Origin of the sequence: Pseudomonas deceptionensis (genome assembly GCF_900106095.1) — a bacterium.
GTDB lineage: Bacteria > Pseudomonadota > Gammaproteobacteria > Pseudomonadales > Pseudomonadaceae > Aquipseudomonas > Aquipseudomonas deceptionensis.
The window spans coordinates 3,804,645-3,827,185 of record NZ_FNUD01000002.1; the positions used below are offsets into that span (position 1 = coordinate 3,804,645).

Sequence of the window (22,541 nt, forward strand, 5' to 3'; positions counted from 1 at the left end):
AGGAATCAAGCGGCAGCGGCGAATTTTTCGTAGTAGAAATTGGCCGGTGTTATGCCTTGCTCGCGGATATAGAGGTTGACCGCCTCAACCATCGGCGGAGGGCCGCACAGGTACACGTCGACATCGCCCTGGTTCAGATGGCATGGCTCGATGTGCTGGGTGACATAGCCCTTGAGCGGGTGCTGGCTCTGCGGGTTGGCCACGCAGGCACTGAAGCTGAAATTGGCAATGCGGGCGCTCAAGGCCTGCAGGCGATCCAGCTCAACCAGATCAAAGTCGTTGCTCACGCCATAGATCAGATGCACCGGGTGCGGGCTGCCCTGCTCGGCGATTTTTTCCAGCATCGCGGTAAACGGTGCCAGCCCCGTGCCCCCGGCCAGCAGCAACAGCGGGCGCTGGATCTGGCGCAGATAGAAGCTGCCCAGCGGCCCGGCCAGGGTCATGCTGTCGCCTGCCTTGGCAATGCCGGTCAAGAAGCTGCTCATCAACCCGCCCGGCACATTGCGAATCAGAAAGCTGACCTCGCCATCCTTTTGCAGCGTGCTGAAAGAATAGGCCCGCGACTGGTCGCTGCCCGGCACGTTCAAGTTGACGTACTGACCCGGCAAAAAGGCCAGGCTGCTCAGGGACTCGCCCTTGATCGACAGCGCGATCGTGCTCTCGGACAGCTGGCGCACATCACTGATGCTCGCTTCAAAACTGGCCTGCTGGGTCTTGCACACCGTCGAAGAAGCCGGCACACGCAATACACAGTCGCTGGCGGCGCGCATCTGGCAGGTCAGCACGTAGCCCTGCGCAACTTCATCTTCGCTCAGCGCATCTTCGATGTATTCGTCGCCCAGCTCGTAGCTTCCGGCTTCGGCAAAGCACTTGCAGGTGCCACAGGCACCGTCGCGGCAGTCCAGCGGGATATTGATGCCCTGACGGTAAGCCGCATCGGCGACGGTTTCCTGGCCGTTGGCTTCGATAAAACGGGTAACCCCGTCTTCGAAATTGAGCGCAATTTGAAAGCTCATAATGTACCTCGCAGGCAATGCCGGACCCGGGTGCCCGCAGGCACCTTCAAGTACGCATCACAGCGTTGATCAGATGTGGTAGATGTCGATGACCTGACGCACGTAGTCGTTCTTGAGCACTACTTTTTTGGCCTTGATCAGCGGCTGGGGGCCGCGCAGGTCGAGGGTGTAAAAGCTGGTGCCGAAGTAGCTGTCGGTGGTCTTGTAGCGAAAGCTCAGGGTGTGCCAGTTGAAACGCACGCGGCACAGCCCGTCGGCCTCGTCGACGATCTCGATATTGCTCAGGTTGTGCGAGGTACGAGTGTCGGGCATGGTCGCACTGGAGCGCTCGGTCTTGATCCGGAACACCCGGTCTTCCAGGCCGCCACGGCTGCCGTACCAGATCAGCGAAATTTCGCTTTGCGGGTCTTCGGTCAGGGTGTCGTTGTCGTCCCAGCACGGCATCCAGAAGCTCGCATCGGCGGCGTACAGTTCCAGCCATTGATCCCACTGGCCGTCGTCCAGGTAACGCGCTTCGCGATACAAAAACTCGCACACCACTCCATAGAGGCTGTTCATTACACGGCCTCCAGCGGGATCAGCTCAGGTTCGCACGCCGAGGCCTTGAGCATGGTTTGCTGCCAGTACTTGTGTTGCAGCACAAACAGGCCTTCGTCTTCGGTACGAACACCGGACAGCAAGGGCTTGAGGTCGATTTCTTCGGCGCCGGCATCGGCACCTTCAATCCAGTGCTCGGCACCGCGTGACATATCGTTCCAGCCACGACCTGCGCCGTAACCGGTCTGGCAGGAGCGGAACTCTTCCAGGTCATCCGGGGTGGCCATGCCGCTGACATTGAAGAAGTCTTCGTACTGGCGGATACGTTTTGTGCGCGCCTCACTGCTCTCGCCCTTGGGGGCGATGCAGTAAATGGTGATCTCGGTCTTGTCGACGGAAATGGGCCGGGCGATGCGGATTTGCGAACTGAACTGATCCATCAGGTAGACGTTGGGGTACAGGCACAGGTTGCGCGAGTTTTCGATCATCCAGTCGGCGCGGGCCTTACCGAAGTCGCGGGACAGCTCGTCGCGGCGCTCGTAGGCCGGGCGATCCTCGGGGTTGGCCCAGCGGGTCCAGAGCAGCAGATGGCCGTGCTCAAAGGAATAGAAACCGCCACCGCTCTTGGCCCAGCTACCGGCGCTCATGGTTTTGATTTCTTCGCCGGCTTCACGCAGGGTGCGCTGGTTTTGCGTGGCAGCGTAGTTCCAGTGCACGGAACTGACGTGGTAGCCATCGGCACCGTTTTCGGCGGCGAGCTTCCAGTTGCCTTCGAAAATATAGGAACTGGCGCCGCGCAGTACTTCCAGGCCATCGGCGGACTGGTCGACGATCATGTCGATGATCTTGGCCGACTCACCCAAGTGTTCTGCCAGGGATTTGACGTCGGGGTTGAGGCTGCCAAACAAAAAGCCGCGATAGGACTCGAAACGGGCAACTTTGGTCAGGTCGTGGGAGCCTTCACAATTGAAACCTTCGGGGTAGCCGGCCGCGCTCGGGTCCTTGACCTTGAGCAACTTGCCGCTGTTATTGAAGGTCCAGCCGTGGAACGGGCAGGTGTAGCTGGCCCGGTTGCCGGTCTTGTGCCGGCACAGCATGGCGCCGCGATGGCTGCAGGCGTTGAGGAAAGCATTGAGTTCACCGGCCTTGTTGCGCGCGATGAAGATCGGCTGGCGCCCTATGGTGGTGGTCAGAAAATCGTTGACGTTGGGGATCTGGCTCTCGTGTGCGAGGTAGATCCAGTTACCCTCGAAAATATGGGTCATTTCGAGTTCGAAGAGATCAGGGTCGGTGAACATCTCGCGCTTGCAGCGATAGATGCCCTTCTCCTTGTCGTCTTCAAGCATGGCATTCAAGTAATCGATTCCCAGGGACATGGCCGGGGCCTCCGTTGTTATTATCCAGGCCGGGTCAGGTTAGGGAATCGATTCAAGGCGCAATATCCGTTTACTGCGGATCGTTATCCGATTAGTGCGCCAAGGGGATGTTTCAATCGTGGGAGCGAGCCTGCTCGCGAAGCGCATTCGCGAGCAGGCTCGCCCCCACAGTGGGGAGGGGGTGTTTCAATGCCGGCGTTTGAGGGTGCTTGAGGGCAGCTCGCCGAACTGCAAGCGATAGCTTTCGGAGAAGCGCCCCAAATGCAAAAAGCCGTAATCAAGCGCCAGTTCGGTCAGGCTGCGCACCGTGCAACTCGGGTCGTTCAGGCAGGCGTGGACACGCGCAAGCTTGCGTTGGCGGATGTACTGCAAAGGCGTAACGCCCAGCTGGCGCTCGAACAGGGTGTACAGCGAACGCTGGCTCATGCACGCCTGTACGGCCAGGTCTTCACCGCTCAGCTCCTGCTTCAGGTTGCGCTCGATGTAGTCGAGGATGCGCTCGATTCCGGCATGGGGTGATGCAAGGTTTTCACGGCTGATATTGGTCTGCATCAGGGTCAGCAGCTTGCTGCCGACAATCTGCGTGTAGTGCTCCTGCACCCGCAGCAGCGGGTCGCTGGCCTCGGACTCCTGGCAAACCATGCCCAGCAAACCGAGAAACCCTTCCAGTTCATCGAGCCGGTAGTGATTGCGCACAAAGCGCACGCCGCCCGCAGGCCGCTGCCAGCGCTGTTCGTCGCAGATCGATTCGAGCACGTGGACCGGCAGCTTGAGGATGAACTTTTCGCAGTCCTGCGAGTAGGTCAGGTCGACCGGGTCGTCCGGGTTGATCAGCAGCAGCTCGCCCGGCACCAGATGGTGCTCCCGGCTCGGGCCACGCCACAGGCAATTGCCGCTCAACAGCACTTGCAAGTGGAAGATGGTTTCCAGCGCAGGCGAAGTCACCCGCACACTGCCGCCATAACTGATACGGCACAGATCGAGCTCGGCGAATTTTCGGTGATTGAGGCTGGCCAGCGGCCGGGTGGTTCTGGAGAGGCCGATACAGTGCTGGCCGACATGCTGGTTAACATAATCGGATACAGCATGAGGGTCTGCGTGTCGGAACACGCTACTGCGCTCGCTCAGCAGGCGGCTATCCATCGGCAAGGTACTCGGTGTTGTCATTATTATGGTTGTCACGTGCAGCAGAGTAGGCACGGTCACAGGGGCAGATCAATTGGACTCCTGGCTAATGTCCGGTAATCGAACACTTTTAGCTGGCCGGGTGCGCCACACCGGCGTGAGACGACATAACCTGTGCGGCTTAAAACAACACACCGAGAACAACAATGTTCGCTCGTCTACGCCCTGCCCCCTTGTACCTCGCGCTATTGAGCGCACTGACTGCCACCACGAGCCAGGCGGGTGACCTGAGCTGGGTCGACCCCGCCGTTGCCTCGGTCAATGCCCAGGTGATCTCGCTGCGCAACACCATTCACCAGAACCCAGAAATGGGCAATCAGGAATTCAAGACCGCAGCCCTGGTCGCCGACCAGCTCAAGAGCCTGGGCTTGCAAGTGCGAACCCAAGTGGGCAAAACAGGCGTGGTTGCCGTGCTCAAGGGCGGCCTGCCGGGCCCGGTGATGGCCCTGCGCGCCGACATGGACGCGCTCCCCGTCAAGGAAATGACCGGCCTGCCCTATGCCAGCCAGGCTACCGGCATCCGCCTGGGCAAGACCGTGCCGGTGATGCATGCCTGCGGCCATGACACCCATACCGCCATGCTGCTGGGCGCAGCCAAAGTCCTCGCCGAGCACCGCGATCAGGTGGCAGGTACCGTGGTGTTCCTGTTCCAGCCCGCTGAAGAAGGTGCGGCGGACGTGGACGAATTCGAAGCCGACACCCTGATTGGCGCGCAGGCGATGATCCGCGACGGCGCCCTGGATTCGCCCAAGGTCGAGGCCATCTTCGGCGTGCACGTGATGGCGGGCTATCCAACCGGCCACTTGTATTACAAGGCCGGTACGGTGCTCAACAGCAGCGACGGTTTTCGCATCATCGTCAAAGGCAAGCAGACCCACGGCTCGGCACCCTGGAGCGGGGTTGACCCGGTGGTGGCCAGCGCAGGCATCATCAACGGCCTGCAAACCCTGGTCAGTCGGCGCGCCGACCAGACCCAGGGCATGGGCGTGATCAGCGTTGGTACTATCAATGCAGGTTCAGCGGCCAACATCATTCCCGAAACCGTGGAAATGACCGGCACCATCCGCAGTAACAGCGCGCAGGTACGCGACACCCTGCTGAAGAAAATGCCGCCACTGGTGCAAGGCATCGCCAGTGCCTATGAGACCGAAGCCAACCTGCTACTGGTCAACCATGCCCCGGTTACCACCAACGACCCGCAACTGACCGCAGCCATGGTCCCGGCGCTTGAACTGGCGGCGCCGGGCAAGGTGCAACGACTGGAATCATCCCTGTCGCCAAGCGAAGACTTCTCGTATTACGCCGAGAAGGTGCCGGGCCTGTTCGTCTTTTTGGGGGCCACGCCTGAAGGGCAGGACATGAGCAAAGCAGCGAATAACCACAGCCCCTACTTCACCGTCGACGATAAAACCCTGGCCACGGGCGTGAAGGCCCATGTGCAATTTGTGATGAATTATCCGGGGCGGGCGGGCCACGGCCTCTGAGGTCATTTGATTGAATCAGAGGGAGCGGGCTGCTCGCGGTGCAGACGACGTGGTACTTCAGCCGAAATCTGCGCCATCTATCCGATATCAATTTGACATCTATTTGGCACGAACTAAGGTTCAGTGACTAAGGAATCTGGACAGTTGCAAGGATGAACACTCGTATCCGACTGTTTTCGGCGTACCGGGGCTGACCTTCCCATGACGCCGCTCTTTCCCCCCCCTTTCGTATTCCAACAGGCAGCCTGCCCGGGCTGTTGTTATGCCTCATACATTACGCACTGACGTTCCGGCCAAATATGTCTGGTAACGCTGTATTGGCTCCTGTCGTCTTGCGGTGACCTGCAAGCAAACCCCAACGCCTGTGTATGGGCTGCGGGACTATGGAAGGCAAGACAAGGAGAGCAGTAATGAAGTATGTAATCGGTCCCAGTATCGGTATTGCCCGCGTGGGCAACAGCCTGACTGACTTTTATCTGGCCCCGGAGCAATTGGGCGGCAGACCATTGGTCTGCAGCCCACAGGGAGATCAAGTGCGGGATAAGATGCACCCCGTGTATGTTAGCCAGTACAAGGACGGGATGGGCTGCGTCAAGCGTCAGGCCGCGCGTTTCTGCCTGTTTGCGGTGGCGGATGATGGCTACAGCCATGAGGTGACACTCGACGATCCCGCGATTGCCGGCATGGAGTGGACGGTTCACCTGGCCAACAAAAAAGCTGCTTGGTACACCTTCAGCGAATTGCAGGGCAACCTGCTGCTGGGGGCTCTCAACAGCTACGAGGCCTGTAAAGTGCCGTTGCGCAACAGCAGCGTTGCGCAGCCACAGCGACAAAGCGAGTTGCTGATCGATCCAGGTCCGCGAACTGTGTCCGGGGCCCGGCAGCCCAAGCTGGAGTTCGCACGCGACAACATCCCCAAGGACTATCCTCACGGCTCGTTTCCAACGTACAACAAAAGCAATAACGGTAACCCGGGCCAGGGCCTGGCCATCGATACGTTGGGGGCAATCCTTACCGACAGTCAGGGCCGGTTGCTGGTACTGGGGGGTTACGGCAATGCCGGGGGCGATCTGCCCATCACCAGTTTTGCCGGGGCCGACAGTTGGCATGACGACATCTCTGATGGCCCGGTTACCTGCAAGGTGACTTTCAAGAACGGCAGCGCCCCGCAAATCCTCAGGGCCTGGTGTGTGGTGGCTTCACCCAAGTTTGCACCTGAGTTGCAGAACATTGTCACGCTGGATGATGTGGCCTTCGATGTAGGCGTGCGGGAGTTGAACCTGGACCCGCAAATGTACAGCCAGGGCCAGTACAACACTGATTACATCGCCAACTATCAGCGCGATATTGAACCGATTATCAAGCGCCCGGCGGGTTACCGTTGGGTTGCTGCGATTCCGGCACTCAACAGCTTCTCGCCTGCGCCTTTCGATGCGACTGACGCTAGCGATAAATCCCTCAGCCACCGCAAGGCCTATTTCAGCCTGTTCCGCAAGCCGGGCGAAAACGGTTTTACCGGCGGGCAAACCGCCGTGCTGTTCGACAAGGACAGCAATGCCCCGCTGATGCCACTCAATTCAGGTTCCAACTCTGTCAGCAATGAGGTGCTGGACAAGTTCCTGACATTGACCCGTACCCAGTACTTTCTGTTGAGCCAGTGGGCTGCCGGGAAATTTGACAACCGTGAATGCGAGGCCGTGTCGCCGGTCGTCACGCTGGACCGCGCCAGTATCGGCAACTGCGTGGGCGGGCCGTTCTGTCCTGGCATTGAGGTCACGTGGAGCCTTTACAGCAAGGAACTCTATGAAGCGCCTTATCGGATCAAGCACAGGCACGATGCAGACTTCTACCGCCAGCATGGCCTGGACCCGAACGAAAACGAAACAGACCCACTGGCCACCTTCCAGGGTTGCGAACCCGGAGACTTGACCAAGCGCATGGCCACGCCCTGGCAGTCGGACTTCTACCAGTGCACCGTGCAGAACATCAACTTCACAGACCCGCAAACCAACAAGGCCGACGGCATTCCCAAAGCACCGGCGTACTACGCCTACTGGTGGCCACCACAAAGCCCGTGGAACGTTATCCCCGGCAATCTCTCGGCACAGGCTCAGGAACAGGCTGGCATACCTGCGGGCATGCAGTCGATCTACAACAGGGGCATCAACAGCTTCTCGGAGATGATCCAGGCCTGGCATTACCTGGGGTTCATTACCAATGAAGTGACAGGGCCTTATCGCGACCTGTTCCCCAACTTCGTGGAGACCGAGCGCAACAACGAGCGTTTCATCAGTGCCAGTGTGGCGGTGGCTAGTGCGGCCAACGTGGTGAGCGGTGCTGACGTCAACTTCTTCAACACCTGGTATCTGGCGCCTGATCCGCAGCGTGAGAAAATCCAGGTCTTCGGGGCCATGTCGGCGCGAGGTCATATTGGCCGCTAGCGGGCCGAAGATCGTTGATGTGGTGATTGCAGGGGGAGGCCCCGCCGGTTGTGCGGCCGCCCTCACCCTGCTTCGTCATACCGGTCTCTCGGTGATGTTGGTGGAACAAACCTGCTACGGACAGGACAAGGTCGGCGAAACCTTGTCCCCTGCCGTTCTGCCTTTGCTGGACTATCTGGGGGTTGGCGAGCATTTCCGCCAGGGTAATTTTGCCCCTTCCCATGCCTTCACGGCTGCCTGGGGGGATGCACAGGTCAGCACCCGAGATTTTCTATTTACCGGTCGCGGTCACGGCTGGCACCTGGACCGCGCACGTTTCGATGCTGGTCTGGCCAATGCAGCCCGCAGTTTCGGTGCACAGTTGGTGCTGGGAACACGGATCAGTCAGGTCCACAGGCAAGCATCAGGCTGGACAGTCAAACTGGACGATGAGACCGGTCAACCGATCTCGTGCCGCTACCTGATCGACGCCAGTGGCCGCAGTGCCTGGCTTGGCCGGGCAATGGGCGCAAAGACCGTGCAACATGACCGATTGGTGGGCGTGTCAGCCTACTTTGCCGCCAGCGATACACCGATCGAGGCCAGCTCATTGGTCGAGGCCATTGGCCAGGGCTGGTGGTACAGCGCACCGATACCGGACGGCAGAACGATTGCCGTGCTGATGACCGATGCCGACGTCTTGCAGGCCTCCCATGCCGACCGCACGCAGCTCTGGGCAAGCGCACTGGCACAGGCACCCCATACACGCCAACGCCTGGTAGAACGGACCATGATGGAGGAGTTGCATATCTGGCCTGCCCATTCACAGCAGTTGCAACCCAGTTGCGGGAGTGGCTGGGTTGCAGCGGGTGATGCAGCAGCGGCGTTTGATCCCTTGTCGTCCATGGGTATCGGCTACGCCCTGAGCACTGGAATACATGCCGCACGACTTGCCGCCAGCTGCATTGACCGGGCCCAGGATCACGCCCTGCAACAAGCGGCTTACGCCGACGATATCCAGCGCCATGTGCAGGAATATCAAACTCTCAAACGCAGCTATTACAACGTCGAAACCCGATTCAGCGATCAACCGTTCTGGGCTCGCCGTCAGGGCAGCGCCGGCGTGACTTGAGCCAACCCTGTCTGACTAGATACGCTGATTCTCCCGGATCAGCTTCTTGTTGATCTTGCCAACACTGGTTTTCGGGATTTCTGCAACAAAGTCGAACTGCTTGGGTATGGCCCATTTGTTGATCCGGCCACTGGCTACAAACTGTTGCAGATGGGCTTCAAGTATCGACTGGTCGACCGCGTGCCCGGGGATGCACACCACCAGCGCCATTGGCCGCTCGCCCCATTGCTCGTCCGCAATGCCCACCACGGCCACAGAGATCACCGAGGCGTGTTCGCTGATCAGGTTTTCCAGGTCCAGGGAGCTGATCCACTCGCCTCCCGTCTTGATCACATCCTTGATTCGATCCTTGATTTCGACCCTGCCCGCAGGGTCGATGGAGGCCAGGTCGCCGGTGTGCAGCCAGCCGTCCTGCCACAGTTCGGCGCCTTTTTCGGGCTCGTGCAAATAGCCCTGGGTCAGCCACGGCGCACGCACGACGATCTCGCCCAGGGCCTCGCCATCGTGGGCAACGGCATGGCCGTCGGCATCAACGATTTTAAGATCCACCATCGGGGTGGGCATCCCGGTCTTGATGCGCAGGGTGAGCTGCGCTTGCGTGGATTGCTCGAGTTCGACCCCGCTCAGGTAGCTGGTGCACAGCAACGGGCAGGTCTCGGACATGCCGTAGCCACTGTGTATCTGGATGCCTTTGGCGCTGGCCTGGGCGGCAATCCCCAGGGTCAGGGCACTGCCCCCCAGGAGCATTTTCCAGCCGTCCAGGCGCGTGTTCTTCGCCTCCTCGCAGCCCAGGATCATTTGCAGGATCGTCGGCACGCAATGGGAGAACGTGACCTTTTCGTCGCGGAACAGCCGGACCAGGCTGTTGGGCTCGTAGCGCCCGGGGTACACCTGCTTGATTCCCATCAGGGTCGCCACATACGGCACGCCCCAGGCATGCACGTGGAACATAGGGGTGATGGGCATGTAGACGTCATCGCAACGCACCAGTGGCATGCTCTGGTAGCCACTCAGTGAACCCGTGGCCGTCAGGGTATGCAGCACCAACTGGCGGTGAGTGAAATACACCCCTTTGGGGCTGCCGGTGGTGCCCGTGGTGTAGAAAATCGTCGCCACCGAGTTTTCATCAAAGTCGGGAAAGTCATAGTCGGGCGAGGCCTCGGCCAGCAGGCTTTCGTACTCCCCCAGCATCGGCAGCAAGGTGTCGGGCGCGGGGTTATCCGAGAGCCGGACATAGCCTTTGACAGTGGTCAGCCCGTCATGGATCTGCTCGATCAAGGGCACAAAATCATCATGCACCAGCACCAGGTCATCCTCGGCGTGGTTCATGGTGTACAGCACCTGATCCGCGGACAGACGAATATTGACCGTGTGCAGCACGGCCCCAATCATCGGGACCGCAAAAAAGCATTCCAGGTAGCGGTGGCTGTCCCAGTCGAGCATGGCCACGGTGTCGCCGGCCTTGACCCCGGCCGCCGTCAGCGCATTGGCCAGCCGGCGGATGCGCTGGTTGAGGGTCGTGTAGCTGTAGCGCAGTTTGTCGGCGTAGACGATCTCGTTGGCGGCGCCGTAGCGCTCACCCGACAGCAGCAGGCTCTTGATCAGCAACGGGTACGCATAGGCGCCGGGTGCGGGTGCAATTATTTTTGTTTTCAGCATGACTGATCTTCCTGATCCGGTTACTCAGACGTTGTGAGGGCATGACGCATGCCCGATGGTTTACCGTTGGCGGCCTCGCGGGCGCACACCGTTGCTGACTCATCCTCGCCAGCATGGCGGCGCAACGCAGGCTCGCGCAACAGGAAGTACGACAAAGCAGGAATCAGGATCAACGCCCCCAGCATGTTCCACAGGAACATGAAGGTCAGCAGGATACCCATGTCCGCCTGGAACTTGATCGGCGACCAGACCCAGCACACCACGCCGGCCGCCAGAGTAATGCCCACCAGCCCCACGACCCGGCCGGTAAACGACACCGCCTTGCGGTACGCCTCGCCCAGCGACAGGCCCTGACGCTGGTAATGCAGTTGCACGCTGAGCAAGTACAGCGCGTAGTCCACGCCGATCCCCACGCCCAGGGCGATCACCGGCAGGGTCGCCACTTTCACCCCGATGCCCATAAACACCATCAACGCTTCGCACAGGATCGAGGTCAACACCAGCGGCAGCAAGGCCACCAGAGTGGCGCGCCAGCTGCGAAAGGTGATCAGGCAGAACAGCGTCACCGCCGCGTACACGTAAAGCAACATGGTGCGGTTGGCTTCGCGCACCACGATATTGGTCGCGGCCTCGATGCCCGCCGTACCGGCAGCCAGCAGAAACTGGCGGTCCGGGGTGCTGTTGTCTTTGGCAAATCTGTCGGCAATAGCCACCACGTCGTCCAGGGTCCGGGCTTTGTGGTCCTTGAGAAAGGCAATCACCGGCATCAGCGAACAGTCGGTATTGAACAGCTCCGGGGAGTTGACCGAGGCCTGCTGGGCCGCATAGTTGAGCACGTCCTGGTTGCGCTGGATGCTGTTGAGCTTGGGGTTGCCCTCATAGGACCCCGCCGTGATCTGGCGCACGGCGTTCACCAGCGACGACGTTGCCTGTACCCCTGGCGACTGTTGCAGTTGCCACGCCAGGCGGTCGGCGAGGATCAGTGTCCGGTAGTTAAGGCAACCTTCCGGTGCGGTCTTGATCATCACCGCGAACAGGTCGCTGGACAGCGCGTAGTGGCTGGTGATCCAGGCGTTGTCGCGGTTGTAGCGCGAGTCTGCACGAAGCTCCGGGGCGCCGCTGTCCAGATCGCCGATTTGCAGGTGCAGGCTGACCGCAAAGCCGCCGATGCCCATCAGCACTGCCACCAGTACCGCGCCCGTAGCCCATTTGCGGGTGGTGAAACGGTCGAGCAGATCCCAGAGTTTTCCAAAGCCTTTGTGCCCATCCGCGCGGGTCTCTATTTTCAGGGCGCGCTCGGCCGCCTTGCGCCCGACACCGATGTAAGACAGCGCCACGGGCATCAGCAACAGCGAGGTAAAGATCAGCACCGCCACCCCGATACTGGCGGTAATGGCCAGGTCCTGGATCACCGGGATATCGATCAGCATCAGCACCGCGAAGCCCACCGCATCAGCCAGCAGCGCGGTGACACCGGCAATAAACAGCCGGCGGAAGGTATAACGGGCAGCGATCAACTTATGGGTGCCACGGGCGATGTCCTGCATGATGCCGTTCATCTTTTGCGCCGCATGGGACACGCCGATGGCGAAGATCAGGAACGGCACCAGCACCGAATAGGGATCAATGGCATAGCCCAGCCAGGCCACGATGCCCAGTTGCCAGACCACGGCGACCAGCGAACACCCCACCACCAGCAAGGTGCTGCGCACACAACGGGTGTACAGATAGATGATCACCAGCGACGTGATCACGGCCAGGGCGAAAAACATCATGACCTGAATCAGGCCATCGATCAGGTCGCCCATCAGTTTGGCGAAGCCGATCACCCGCACCTTGTACTGACCCTTGCCCTCCTCCCCGGACTTGCGTGCCGCGCTGTCGCCTGCGTACTCGATCCTGTCCCGCAGCTGTTCTTCGAGCAGCCGCGAAAATTGCTGGTAGTTGATGCCCTGACCGGTGGCCGAGGTTTTATCCAGCAGGGGCACGATCAACATGCTGGATCTGTAGTCGCTGGCCACCAGGCTGCCGACGATGCCGGCACGATTGATGTTCTGGCGCAGTTGCTCGATGTCCGCCGGTGAACCCTGATAGGTCCCGGGCATCACCGGCCCGCCCTGAAAGCCTTCCTCGGTGACTTCGGTCCAGCGCACGCCCGGGCTCCAGAGCGACTTCATCCAGGCCCGGTCAACGCCTTCGGTGATGAATAGCTGGTCGTTGACCTGCTTGAGCACATCCAGATAACCGGGGTCGAAGATATCGCCCCGGGTGTTTTCCACCACCACCCGCACCGAGTTGCCCAGACCGCGCAACGACTTGCGGTTATCCAGGTAGTTCTGGATGTAAGGCTGGCTCTGGGGGATCATTTTTTCGAAACTGGGGCGCAGTTCCAGACGGGACAGCGCCATATAGCCCAGCAGCACGGTGACCAGCGCCATCAACAACATGAACAACGGGCGGTAGTTGAACACCAGCCGCTCCAGCAGGTTGCCGGATTGGCGATCGAAGTCACGCAGATCGCGGATCACCGGCATGGTGTCTTGCTTGATATTGCCCATGTCTGGGTTCTCGCTCTGATTGTTCGAGGACTTATTCGCCGGCCAGTGCGTGCGCACCCCGGCTACCCACCACTACCCGCGTACCGTCGGCCGCCAACGCCGCGGCGGCCACGGGTGACGGGGCCTGCTGCGCCAATAGTTGCAACCGCGTGCCATGTGCCTGGCCCAGCAGCGCCTGACCCGTCTGGGTAAACAGCTCGTACTGCCCCTGAGGATTGACGAGGGCGGCGGTGATGCTGACTTTCAGGTCATTGCTCAGCGGGCTCCAGTGCCCGCCGCCATCGGTGCTGCGCAACACATTGCCGCGCAGGCCATAGACGATGACTTCACCGGGCTTGCCGATCACCCCGAAAAAACTGCCCTGATATGGGGTCTGCAAGGCTGCGAACCGCTGCTGGTCAGCCTGCCATTTGAGCAGCAGGCCCTGCTCGCCGGCGATGTACAAACCGTCCCCGGTCGAGGCGATGGCGTTGAGGTGAAACCCCTGGGGGTTGTCGGTGCGATCCTGGAACGGCGTCCAGCTGAGGCCGCCGTCTTCGGTGCGCAGGATCAGGTTGAACACCCCGATCACATACCCCAGCCGGTCGTTGGCGAACCAGACGTCGAGCAGCGGCTTGTCGGCGCCCTCGGCGGCCAGGCGCTGACCCTCGGCAACCCACAAGGGCCATTGTTCGCTGGCGGGTTCGGCAGTGGCCAGCGCGCTGTAATGCCTGACCAGCAAGTCGCCAATCTGCCGACCGTCCAGCTGCTTGCTCCAGGACGCCCCGGCGTCGCTGCTGTGCAGCACCACACCGTCGTTGCCCACCGCCCAGCCCTGGGTGGCCGTGGGGAAAAACACCCCATTGAGGTCGCTGCTCACCGGCACGCTGGCTTGTACCCAGCGCTGACCCGCGTCATCGGAATACAGAATGTGGCCACGCTGCCCCACGGTGACCAGGCGCTCACCGGCCCGGGTGATGCCTACCAAAGGGCTGCGCACGGCCAGTGCACTCGGCTCGGCCGGCAGCTCCAGTACATCCACATAAGCTGCCGCCCCTGCGCCACCCTGCAACAGCACCAACAGCGAAAAGAGCAACGCCCGCGTGATTTTTTTCAAAGAACCCATACAGCACCTTCCAGGAGAACGACGCCGCGCTGCACCTGCGCGCAACCCGGCGTCAGAGTCGGTCACTCAGCGAATACCGGCCCCTGCCAGGGCATCCGGTGCCCACTGCACTTTGGACAGAGTCTCGATGTACTTGATGCCGCCATACGGCCCGACGATGCCGTTGATGTTGTAGTTGCCGCCCACCAGGTCGTAAATCATGAACGGCGTGGTGTCGGGGGTCTGCTTGTCGTAGCTCTGGCTCAGGAAGGTGAAGGCACCCCGGTAGAGCTTGCCGCTGGCGTCATATTGGTCGGAGGCCAACGCGATCCAGCTGTCTTCATCCAGGTAGAAGCGGCGCTTGTGGTAGATGTGCCGCGCACCCGGCTTGAGCGTGGCTTCCACCACCCACACTCGGTGTTTCTCCCAGCGCACGTAGTCGGGGGCAATATGGTTGGCCGTGGTCAGCGCCTTGGCCTGGTCGGCGTAAGTCAGCCGGTAGGTGTTGTAGGGCACGATCAGTTCCTGCTTGCCCACCAGCTTCCAGTCGTAACGGTCCAGCGCGCCCATGAACACGAAGGTGTCGTCGTAGGTATTGGTGCCGGCCGTGCCCGGGTTTGGCGTGTCGTAGGCCAGGTCCGGCGCCAGCTTGACCCGTCGCTGACCGGGCAGGTACTGCCAGGCCTTGCGCGGTTGGGCCAGGGGGTCAGCCGAGTCCTTGAGCATGATTGCCTCACCCGCACGGCGCGCAGGGCCGGTGTAGTACAGCTTCATCTGGTAAAAAATATCGGTGCCGGCGACCGGTTTGGTCATGTTTTCGTAGATCGGATAATTCATGAACGCCAGTGCCGTGGTGGACAGTGTCGGCACCCCCGCCGCATCGACGTTCCAGGAGTCATATTTGCTGCTGATATTGGTACCCAGGTAGCGCAGCAGATGGTTCCACATGGCCTCGCTGCCTGACTGCGGGATCGGGAACGGCACACCGGGCAGTACGTTGTCGATGGCCAGGCCGCCATTGAGGCTCCGGGCCTCGGTGGCATTTTTACGGCTGTTATCCAGCACCGACGCAGGCAAGGCGACCGTGCGGTGAGTGGGATACACATCAATGCGGTAAGTGGGGTAACGCCTGGCCAGTTCCGCCGTGGTGGCGGTCAACAGCCCCTTGTACTGTTCGACGTTTTTGCCATCGATGACCAGCAGCGGCTTCTCGTCGACAAAGGGGTCGGGGCGCATGCTGTCACCGGCCTTGAAACTGGCGGGAGGCGTGGTCAGACCGCCTTTGTAGGGCGGGATCGAACCGTCGGCATTACCCGCCATCTCGGCGCCCACCCCCGTCAGGCTGGTGCCCAGCTTCGCGGCCTCTTGGGCCGATACGCCCGCCTGGGCCTGGCCGGCGATCACCGCTGCCAGGGCAATTGCCAGCACACTGCTTGGAAATTTCATCTGAATTCTCTCCACTTGTTTTTATAATTCGAGCGTCAATCAGAAGGTGGTCTTGAACGAAGCCGTGACCATCCCGCGGTCTTTCAACAGCGGCGACAGACCGGCCTGTGAGGTGATCTGGCCGGGGATGCACTGGTACAGGCCATTGGTCCCGGGGGTGTTGTTGTCGAAGCCGGTTTCGCAGGTATCGAAAGGGCCAAAGGCATCGACGTATTTGAGGTCGAGCTTGTACTTCTGGTAGATGTCGGCAGCGACGCCGATGGAGTAGCTGCCGGCATTCTCGTTGCCGCCCAGCTGGACCGCCGAGTTGCCCTTGAGGCCAACGTTGTAGGACAGCGGCATGAACATATCGACGCCCGGCACGACCTGGAACCAGGTCGGGGTCAGGTTGACCGCCAGGGTGTAGGCATTGGTGTCGACCTTGTCGACCCCCCGGTAGCTGGAGTCGCCCTTGAAGGTCTGCTTGCCCTTGTCGACACTCACCAGATGGGTCATGGCACCTTCAACCGCCAGCGACGATGAGTCCCACAGCGGCGTCTTGCCAAAACTCACCAGGCCGTTGAGCACCACGTGGAAGGTCTTGCCCCGGGCCAGCCCGGTATCGCCGTTGCCCGGTACGGCACCGATCAGGTTGGCGCCGTTGACCAGCCCGGCGCCCGCCTCTGCACTCAACGTCGAGTTAATGGTGCTGAAGTTGCTCACCAGCGGCATGTTCTCGCGGTAGTTCAGGTCAAGGCCGACACTGACCGGGCCAACGCTTTTGGACAGGCTGATGCCGTAGATGTCGATGTCATCGGCATAGGCGGTCAGGTACTCGACGCCTTGCAGGCCGGCCAGCCCTGGCAGGTGCAGGTTGGGCGCGTTGATCAATACCGAGGGCATGGTGTCCGAGGTATTGCGGTAGTAAAACCCCAGAGTACCGTCGAGCCAGGCCGGGCTCCACTTGGCCATCAAGCCGAAATCGCCGGAGTTGCGCGGTTTTACATCATGCCCGCGGGGAGCTCCGTAGTAGGCTCCGGCCCCGCCCAGCAATCCCGGCACGGGCAGCCAGAAAACGTCGGCGCCCTCTCCCAGCATGTCGTAGCCGCCCATGTAGGTCCCGCCTTCGGGCAGGCGCGAGTTCTGGAATTCCAGGAAGTACTGCGCGCCCAACGTCAGTTCAGGGTTGACCGTGAACGACACGGAGAGCTGGTTGCGCGGCAGGAACAGCTCTTTGGTTTCGGTACCGGGCACGTTGTACAGCTTGGCCAGGTCGAGGGCCGACTGCCCGTAGTTGATACCGTTGGCCGCGTTGAACAGGGTCTCGCCCCAGTAGACGTTGTGCTTGCCCAGTTTGGCGCTGAGCATCGACTCGTCACCGATTTCAGTGCTGTAAAACACAAAGGCATCGAGGATTTCACCGGACGGCCCGTTGTAATAACGGTCGGTGTAGTTGCTCAGTCCATGTTTGACCGGCGCATGACCGTTGAGCGAGTCACCGGGCCGGATCGCGCCGCCACCGGCAGGACGGGCGGCTACCAGGTTGCCCGCATTGCCCGCCTGCCCGGGGAACGGGTTGGAATTGGAGCCCACATGGTCATAGGCGTGGTCGTACCAGCTCGCGCCACTGACACGAAAGCCCATTTTCCCTTGGTAGACCACATCCAATTCGGTCAGCAGATCGACCCGCTGGGTCACTGCGCTACCGACACTGAAGTTCTTGTCGCCATCGTTGAGGTTGGCGGTGTCGGCAATTTTCCCGTTCTGGTTCTCAACCCGTTGCCCATAGCTGGCCTTGAGCGTGTTATCGAAACGTACGGCCCAGTCTTCAGTGCCGTCGGTGAGTTCAAGGGCTTGGGCAGCGGGCATTGAGGCAAGCAGCATGGCTGTGCCCAGCAGGCTGCGACCTGTCGTGTTGTGCATGACGTTGTCTCCGTTTTCTTGTTTTTGTTTTTTTGGTTTTAACAACGGCCCGCACCGGGTCCCGGCGCTGATGCGAGCATGTTTGAGGTGAGTTTTTCGGGTGTTTGAACTAGCGGTCGAGGGTGCGGATAAACCCGTCGGCCTGAGGCCAGTCGCCGTAACCGGCGGCCGGATTGAGATGCCCTACAGCCCCCAGGTTGACCAGTTCACTGCCCCAGCCCCGGGCCATTTCGGTCACTGCCTGCAGGCTGGCGAGGTGGTCGTTGGTGCTGGCGGCCACGATCGAGGGGAACCCCAGTGCGCCCTTGGGCAAAGGGGCCCAGCCATTGGCCCGCAGGCTTTGCGGGCTCGGGTAATTTTCAGGCCATGTGGCCTCAAGGTCGGGGGGTGCAGCCAGCAAGGCGCCCTTGATCGGGCGGTCATACAAGGCCGCCCAGTGCGCCACCATCAGCACGCCGGCACTGTGGGCGACCAGAATCACCGGGCCGTTGATGGCCTGCAGCTCCCGCTGGATTGCATCCACACGGGCCGCGAGGCTGAGCTTGTTTTCTTCCAGGGGCGGTACCGAGCGGACCTTGCCCAGCCGGGCCTGCAGCAGCGTTTGCCAGTGTTGCGGCACGTGATCACGCAAGCCGGGAACAATCAAAACAGTGGTTTGACTCATCGATTCATTCACCTTTGCACACTCCATCGCAGGTTTCGTCAACGCTGCGAACCTGCTAGCTGCACAGTAGATTTGGCCCGGTGCCAACGCTTCACATTTGGCGTCAACCACTTCTCTTTTGATGACAGCCACACCGGATGAGGCCGCTGGTTTGCCCCCGGGTACTTTTCATTCCACGACCAAACCTCTATAAATGCCCGGCAGTGCGGTCGTGAGACCTCTATTTGTCACCCAAGGGAAGACATACACGCCATGACCGTTCTCGCCCGATCCGCCGCACTGACCAACTACCTGGAAGTGGCTCGCCACTTGCGGTTGAACGTGAACACGCTGTTGGCTCAAGCGGGTTTGAGCACCTCGATTCTCAGTGACCCCAAGCAACACATTCCGGCCAACGCCGCCGTCACTTTGCTGGAGCACTCAGCGCAACAGAGCGGCTGCGAAACCCTGGGCCTGCGCATGGCCGAATTGCGGCACCTGTCAGACTTCGGTGAGGTGAGCCTGCTGCTCAGCCACCAGAACAACCTGCGCGATGCCCTGCAAGTGATCGTGCAGTACCGTCACCTGCTCAACGACTCGCTGGCGATTTTCATTGAAGAGACCGGCAAGACCGTGATCATTCGTGAAGAGCTGATCACTGAGGTCGCCACCGGCAACCGCCAGGCCATCGAACTGGCCATTGCCGTCATGCATCGCTTTTGTGCCGCCCTGCTCGGCGCGCACTGGAGCCCGATCAATGTGTGCTTTACCCATGAGGCGCCGAGCGACCTGAGCGTGCATCGCCGCATCTTCGGCTGCAAAGTGGATTTTGGCTGCGAGTTCAACGGCATCGTTTGCCCCGCCACCAACCTCGACACGGCCAACCCGCTGGCCAATGCGGCCATGGCCCGCCACGCCCAGCGCTACCTGGATTCGCTGCAGAGCAAAAACCACTGTTCACTGGCATTCGACGTGCGCAAATCCATCTACCTGCTGCTGCCCATGGGCCGCGCCACCATCGAGCAGATTGCCCAGAGCCAGGGCATGAACGTGCGCACCCTGCAGCGCCGCCTTGAAGATGACGGTGCCAGTTTCAGTGAATTGATCAATCACGTGCGCCGCGACCTGGTGATTCGCTACCTGGAAAACCCCGGCTACTCCCTGGGCCGGATCACCGACATGCTCGGCTACTCCATGCCCAGCTCGTTCACCCGCTGGTTTATTTCCCAGTTCGGCATGCCGCCCGCCGTCTGGCGCAGCGAACACAAAACCGCACCGCGTAAGGACCACTGAGCCCGCACAAAAAAACGGCCGCCTGCATGCACAGGCGACCGCAAACGGAGCATCGGTTTTACAGGCCCCAGTGCATCAGCAACAGCACCAGCACCACGAGAAATACCGTCTCCCCCAGCATCAGCAGGATGGGTTTTATCCCCACAGCGGCCAGCTCCTTGAGCTGGGTTTTCATGCCCAGAGCGCTGATCGCCACCACCAGACACCAGCGCGACAGTTCATTGGTAAAACCCTGCACCACCGGCGCCACCCAACCGGTACTGTTGATGCACGCCAACAGCAAAAAGCCCACAGCAAACCAGGGCAACAAAGGCGGTCGCTTGCCTGCCGGGTCAGCGCCCTGCATGCGGGTAATCATCGCGGCGCACACGATCACCGGCAGCAGCATGGCCACCCGCATCAACTTGACCACGGTGGCGGTGTCGCCGGTTTCGGTGGACATGCTGTAACCGGCCCCCACCACCTGGGCCACGTCATGGATGGTCGCCCCCAGAAACACCCCGGATTGTTGCGGTGTGAGCTCAAGCCAGTTTGCAATCATCGGATAAATGATCATGGCCGTAGTCGACAGCGCCGATACGCCAATCACGGTAAACAGCGTGGCCCGCTCCTTCTGCGGATGGTTGGGCAAGGCCGCTGCCAGCGCCAGCGCCGCGGAGGCACCGCAGATGGCCGTGGCACCGCCGGTAAGCATGCCGAACAGGCGCTGAAAGCCCATGGCCCTGGCCGCCACTACCGACACCACGATGGTCACAACCACCAGAATCACCACCAGTGCCACGGGTTTCCAGCCCAGCGCTGCGATCTGCTCCAGGGTGATGCGCATCCCCAACAGCGCCACGCCTATGCGCAACACGGTACGGGAGGTGAATTCAATACCGGCCTTGCACGTACCCTCCCCCGCAAGAAAGTTCAGCGCCATGCCAAGCAACAGGGCAAACAGCATCACGGGCGCACCGTAGTGCTCAGAGAGAAAACTCGCCGCTGCCGCGACCGTCAGGCTCACGATAAAACCGGGGGCCAGTTCCCGCACGCGGCTGTTGGCAGAAGCCAGGGCGATGACACTCATACGGCAAGTACCTGTGCAGCGAGGACAATAAACACCTGGCCGTCGACCACCTCAACCGGGTAGTTGGCGACTTTCAGGCGGGTGGAATTGAGCAGGTAGCCACTGGCCAGATCAAAGCGCAGGCCGTGGGCACAGCACTGGATCACCCGGCCCTCAAGGCGGCCGCCACACAGCGATGAGCCCTGATGCGGGCAACTGTCGTCGATGGCGTAAAGTTTCCCGGCGACATTGAACAGCGCCAGGCTGTTACCCGCAGGCTCGAACAAGGTGCGCATCCCGGGTGCCGGAACCTTTTCGGCGGGCACTGCAATTCGCATGAAAGCACTCACGACAGCACCTCGCATGCAGGTTTGCAGGGCGCATCAACAGCGTCTTGAACCTTGGCGCGATCCACATCGTTGAGGTAATGGTGGCGGGTATAGAAGAACACTGCCGCCGCTGCGATGCTCATCAGTGGCATCCACTGAAGCGCTCCATGCAGACCAATAACGTCCGATACCCGGCCGGTAAAAAATGGCCCCGGCGCCAGGCCCAGCAGGTTATTGGCCAGGGTCAGGGTGGCAAACGCCGTGCCGTGCACCGAGTAGTGGGTCAAGTTGGCAACCATGGCGGCGCAAGTGCCGTTGGTACCCGCAACCACCAGCATGCCCATACCGATCAGCACCAGCTGCACAGGCCCGGCAGGCAGGATCAACGCCAGCGACAACAGCAGGCAGCTGCCCAGGCAATAGGCGATGGATATTTCGATTTTGCGCAAGGGTGACTGACGGCAAAGACGGTCACTGAGCATGCCGCACATGATTGCCCCGGCGCCGCAACACAGCACCATGATTGCCGCGACACTGCCAGCCTTGGCCTCGCCCATGGCGTAATAGCGATTCAGATAGCTGGGCATCCACACAATCAGGCTGCCAGTCACGAACATCTGTAACCCACTGCCCACATAAGCACCGATCACCGAACGGGTGCTGTACAACGTGCGCAACGGACGTTTGAGCACCGTTTTGCCCTTGTTCCTGAAGCTGGCCAGGCGTTGCGGAGCGATCCGGGCTTCCTTGACGACCAACGGGTAAAGCACAGCCAGTACCAGGCCGAACAGCGCCATGCTCGCGAACGACCAGCGCCAGCCCAACTTGGCGGCGATTGCCCCGCCTAGGGCGATGCCGAGCACAGAGCCAAACAGGCCGCCCGCCATAAAGGCACTGGCCAGGGTGGCACGCATGCTTTTGGGGAACACCGAGACCACCACGGCAATGCCGACACTGCCATAGGCCGCTTCGCCGACACCGACCATAAAGCGCGCAATCAACATGTGCTGGTAATTCTCTGCCAGGGCACAGCCCAGCGTGGCCAGGCTCCATAGCATGGCCATCAGGGCCAGGCTTTTGACGCGACCAAAGCGGTCGGCCATCAACGATAAGGGGAAGGTCAACAAGCCGACCATCAGCGCGACGATGCCACTGAGCAGGCCGAGCTGGCTGTCACTCAGTGCCCACTCGATTTTGAGTATCGGAAATACGGCATTGAGTACCTGGCGGGACATGTAATCGGAAATCAACAAACCAAAAGTCAGTGCGAACACAATCCAGGCATATCTGCGCGGGATACCGGCCGACGTGTCTTCTTCATCGTCCACAGAGCTGTGGTGATAGGCCATGCAGCCTCCTCGGTGTCTTGCACCTGTTTTTTATTGTTGTTTTTTGTCCTGCGCAGGCAGGAAGCCCCGGGCTTCCTGCC

The 22,541-nt window shown here is 60.8% G+C and carries 17 protein-coding genes; 4 read left to right on the forward strand and 13 right to left on the reverse strand.

The genetic code is table 11. The features are described from left to right. Positions 1-5: 5 nt before the first annotated feature. The 4 genes from benC to BLW11_RS17470 form a co-directional block, all read right to left on the reverse strand. Positions 6-1,016 (reverse strand): benzoate 1,2-dioxygenase electron transfer component BenC, encoded by a 1,011-nt coding sequence (benC, locus tag BLW11_RS17455; protein WP_048361575.1) that lies wholly within the window; start codon positions 1,014-1,016, stop codon positions 6-8. A 69-nt stretch (positions 1,017-1,085) separates the two neighbouring features. Next, on the reverse strand, positions 1,086-1,574 hold the full coding sequence (gene benB, locus BLW11_RS17460; protein ID WP_048361574.1) for a benzoate 1,2-dioxygenase small subunit: 489 nt from the start codon (positions 1,572-1,574) through the stop codon (positions 1,086-1,088). Continuing rightward, the gene (benA, locus tag BLW11_RS17465; protein WP_048361573.1) at positions 1,574-2,929 is read right to left on the reverse strand and encodes a benzoate 1,2-dioxygenase large subunit; all 1,356 of its coding nucleotides are present in this window, start codon (positions 2,927-2,929) and stop codon (positions 1,574-1,576) included. The genes benB and benA overlap by 1 nt, the downstream gene beginning before the upstream one ends. Positions 2,930-3,115: 186 nt before the next feature. Further along, positions 3,116-4,072 (reverse strand): AraC family transcriptional regulator, encoded by a 957-nt coding sequence (locus BLW11_RS17470; protein ID WP_048361572.1) that lies wholly within the window; start codon positions 4,070-4,072, stop codon positions 3,116-3,118. Positions 4,073-4,260: 188 nt separating this feature from the next. Between BLW11_RS17470 and BLW11_RS17475 the strand changes: the two genes are divergently transcribed. The 3 genes from BLW11_RS17475 to BLW11_RS17485 all read left to right on the forward strand — a co-directional run bounded on the left by BLW11_RS17475 (position 4,261) and on the right by BLW11_RS17485 (position 9,150). Continuing rightward, positions 4,261-5,598: an amidohydrolase gene (locus BLW11_RS17475; protein WP_048361571.1), complete on the forward strand. Its 1,338-nt coding sequence runs from the start codon at positions 4,261-4,263 to the stop codon at positions 5,596-5,598. A 410-nt stretch (positions 5,599-6,008) separates the two neighbouring features. Further along, the gene (gene lodA, locus BLW11_RS17480) at positions 6,009-8,039 is read left to right on the forward strand and encodes a CTQ-dependent lysine 6-oxidase LodA (RefSeq protein ID WP_048361570.1); all 2,031 of its coding nucleotides are present in this window, start codon (positions 6,009-6,011) and stop codon (positions 8,037-8,039) included. Beyond that, positions 8,029-9,150: a tryptophan 7-halogenase gene (locus BLW11_RS17485; RefSeq protein ID WP_074836854.1), complete on the forward strand. Its 1,122-nt coding sequence runs from the start codon at positions 8,029-8,031 to the stop codon at positions 9,148-9,150. Before lodA ends, BLW11_RS17485 begins: the two co-directional genes overlap by 11 nt. Positions 9,151-9,165: 15 nt before the next feature. On the opposite strand, the gene BLW11_RS17490 is transcribed toward BLW11_RS17485, so the two are convergent. The 6 genes from BLW11_RS17490 to BLW11_RS17515 form a co-directional block, all read right to left on the reverse strand. Next, a complete protein-coding gene (locus BLW11_RS17490) occupies positions 9,166-10,809 on the reverse strand; it encodes a fatty acid--CoA ligase (RefSeq protein WP_048361569.1) in 1,644 nt (547 codons plus the stop codon). 20 nt (positions 10,810-10,829) lie between these two features. Then, the gene (locus BLW11_RS17495; protein WP_048361568.1) at positions 10,830-13,367 is read right to left on the reverse strand and encodes an efflux RND transporter permease subunit; all 2,538 of its coding nucleotides are present in this window, start codon (positions 13,365-13,367) and stop codon (positions 10,830-10,832) included. Positions 13,368-13,398: 31 nt separating this feature from the next. Further along, complete coding sequence (locus BLW11_RS17500) at positions 13,399-14,472, reverse strand: WD40/YVTN/BNR-like repeat-containing protein (RefSeq protein WP_048361567.1); 1,074 nt, start codon at positions 14,470-14,472, stop codon at positions 13,399-13,401. A gap of 66 nt (positions 14,473-14,538) precedes the next feature. Further along, on the reverse strand, positions 14,539-15,897 hold the full coding sequence (locus BLW11_RS17505) for a DUF1329 domain-containing protein (RefSeq protein WP_048361566.1): 1,359 nt from the start codon (positions 15,895-15,897) through the stop codon (positions 14,539-14,541). A gap of 39 nt (positions 15,898-15,936) precedes the next feature. Then, on the reverse strand, positions 15,937-17,799 hold the full coding sequence (locus BLW11_RS17510; RefSeq protein ID WP_048361565.1) for a DUF1302 domain-containing protein: 1,863 nt from the start codon (positions 17,797-17,799) through the stop codon (positions 15,937-15,939). 109 nt (positions 17,800-17,908) lie between these two features. Further along, the gene (locus BLW11_RS17515) at positions 17,909-18,475 is read right to left on the reverse strand and encodes an RBBP9/YdeN family alpha/beta hydrolase (protein ID WP_193790197.1); all 567 of its coding nucleotides are present in this window, start codon (positions 18,473-18,475) and stop codon (positions 17,909-17,911) included. A 240-nt stretch (positions 18,476-18,715) separates the two neighbouring features. Between BLW11_RS17515 and BLW11_RS17520 the strand changes: the two genes are divergently transcribed. Continuing rightward, positions 18,716-19,735: an AraC family transcriptional regulator gene (locus BLW11_RS17520; protein WP_048361563.1), complete on the forward strand. Its 1,020-nt coding sequence runs from the start codon at positions 18,716-18,718 to the stop codon at positions 19,733-19,735. Positions 19,736-19,793: 58 nt separating this feature from the next. On the opposite strand, the gene BLW11_RS17525 is transcribed toward BLW11_RS17520, so the two are convergent. From BLW11_RS17525 to BLW11_RS17535, 3 genes are read right to left on the reverse strand one after another with little or no spacing between them, the layout of a single operon-like run. Further along, the gene (locus BLW11_RS17525; RefSeq protein ID WP_048361562.1) at positions 19,794-20,804 is read right to left on the reverse strand and encodes a YeiH family protein; all 1,011 of its coding nucleotides are present in this window, start codon (positions 20,802-20,804) and stop codon (positions 19,794-19,796) included. Further along, positions 20,801-21,121, reverse strand: coding sequence for a Rieske (2Fe-2S) protein (locus BLW11_RS17530; protein ID WP_048361561.1), 321 nt, complete (start codon positions 21,119-21,121; stop codon positions 20,801-20,803). The genes BLW11_RS17525 and BLW11_RS17530 overlap by 4 nt, the downstream gene beginning before the upstream one ends. An 8-nt stretch (positions 21,122-21,129) precedes the next feature. Then, positions 21,130-22,461, reverse strand: a complete 1,332-nt coding sequence (locus BLW11_RS17535; RefSeq protein WP_048361560.1) for an MFS transporter — start codon at positions 22,459-22,461, stop codon at positions 21,130-21,132. Positions 22,462-22,541 lie beyond the last annotated feature (80 nt).

Excerpts from the sequence above, each read along its gene's own strand:
- benB (WP_048361574.1), bottom strand. The coding sequence starts at position 1,574 with ATGAACAGCCTCTATGGAGTGGTGTGCGAGTTTTTGTATCGCGAAGCG.
- lodA (WP_048361570.1), top strand. The coding sequence starts at position 6,009 with ATGAAGTATGTAATCGGTCCCAGTATCGGTATTGCCCGCGTGGGCAAC.
- BLW11_RS17535 (WP_048361560.1), bottom strand. The coding sequence starts at position 22,461 with ATGGCCTATCACCACAGCTCTGTGGACGATGAAGAAGACACGTCGGCC.
- BLW11_RS17495 (WP_048361568.1), bottom strand. The coding sequence starts at position 13,367 with ATGGGCAATATCAAGCAAGACACCATGCCGGTGATCCGCGATCTGCGT.
- BLW11_RS17530 (WP_048361561.1), bottom strand. The coding sequence starts at position 21,121 with ATGCGAATTGCAGTGCCCGCCGAAAAGGTTCCGGCACCCGGGATGCGC.
- BLW11_RS17470 (WP_048361572.1), bottom strand. The coding sequence starts at position 4,072 with ATGGATAGCCGCCTGCTGAGCGAGCGCAGTAGCGTGTTCCGACACGCA.
- benA (WP_048361573.1), bottom strand. The coding sequence starts at position 2,929 with ATGTCCCTGGGAATCGATTACTTGAATGCCATGCTTGAAGACGACAAG.
- BLW11_RS17520 (WP_048361563.1), top strand. The coding sequence starts at position 18,716 with ATGACCGTTCTCGCCCGATCCGCCGCACTGACCAACTACCTGGAAGTG.
- BLW11_RS17505 (WP_048361566.1), bottom strand. The coding sequence starts at position 15,897 with ATGAAATTTCCAAGCAGTGTGCTGGCAATTGCCCTGGCAGCGGTGATC.
- BLW11_RS17510 (WP_048361565.1), bottom strand. The coding sequence starts at position 17,799 with ATGCACAACACGACAGGTCGCAGCCTGCTGGGCACAGCCATGCTGCTT.
- BLW11_RS17490 (WP_048361569.1), bottom strand. The coding sequence starts at position 10,809 with ATGCTGAAAACAAAAATAATTGCACCCGCACCCGGCGCCTATGCGTAC.
- BLW11_RS17475 (WP_048361571.1), top strand. The coding sequence starts at position 4,261 with ATGTTCGCTCGTCTACGCCCTGCCCCCTTGTACCTCGCGCTATTGAGC.
- benC (WP_048361575.1), bottom strand. The coding sequence starts at position 1,016 with ATGAGCTTTCAAATTGCGCTCAATTTCGAAGACGGGGTTACCCGTTTT.
- BLW11_RS17500 (WP_048361567.1), bottom strand. The coding sequence starts at position 14,472 with ATGGGTTCTTTGAAAAAAATCACGCGGGCGTTGCTCTTTTCGCTGTTG.
- BLW11_RS17525 (WP_048361562.1), bottom strand. The coding sequence starts at position 20,804 with ATGAGTGTCATCGCCCTGGCTTCTGCCAACAGCCGCGTGCGGGAACTG.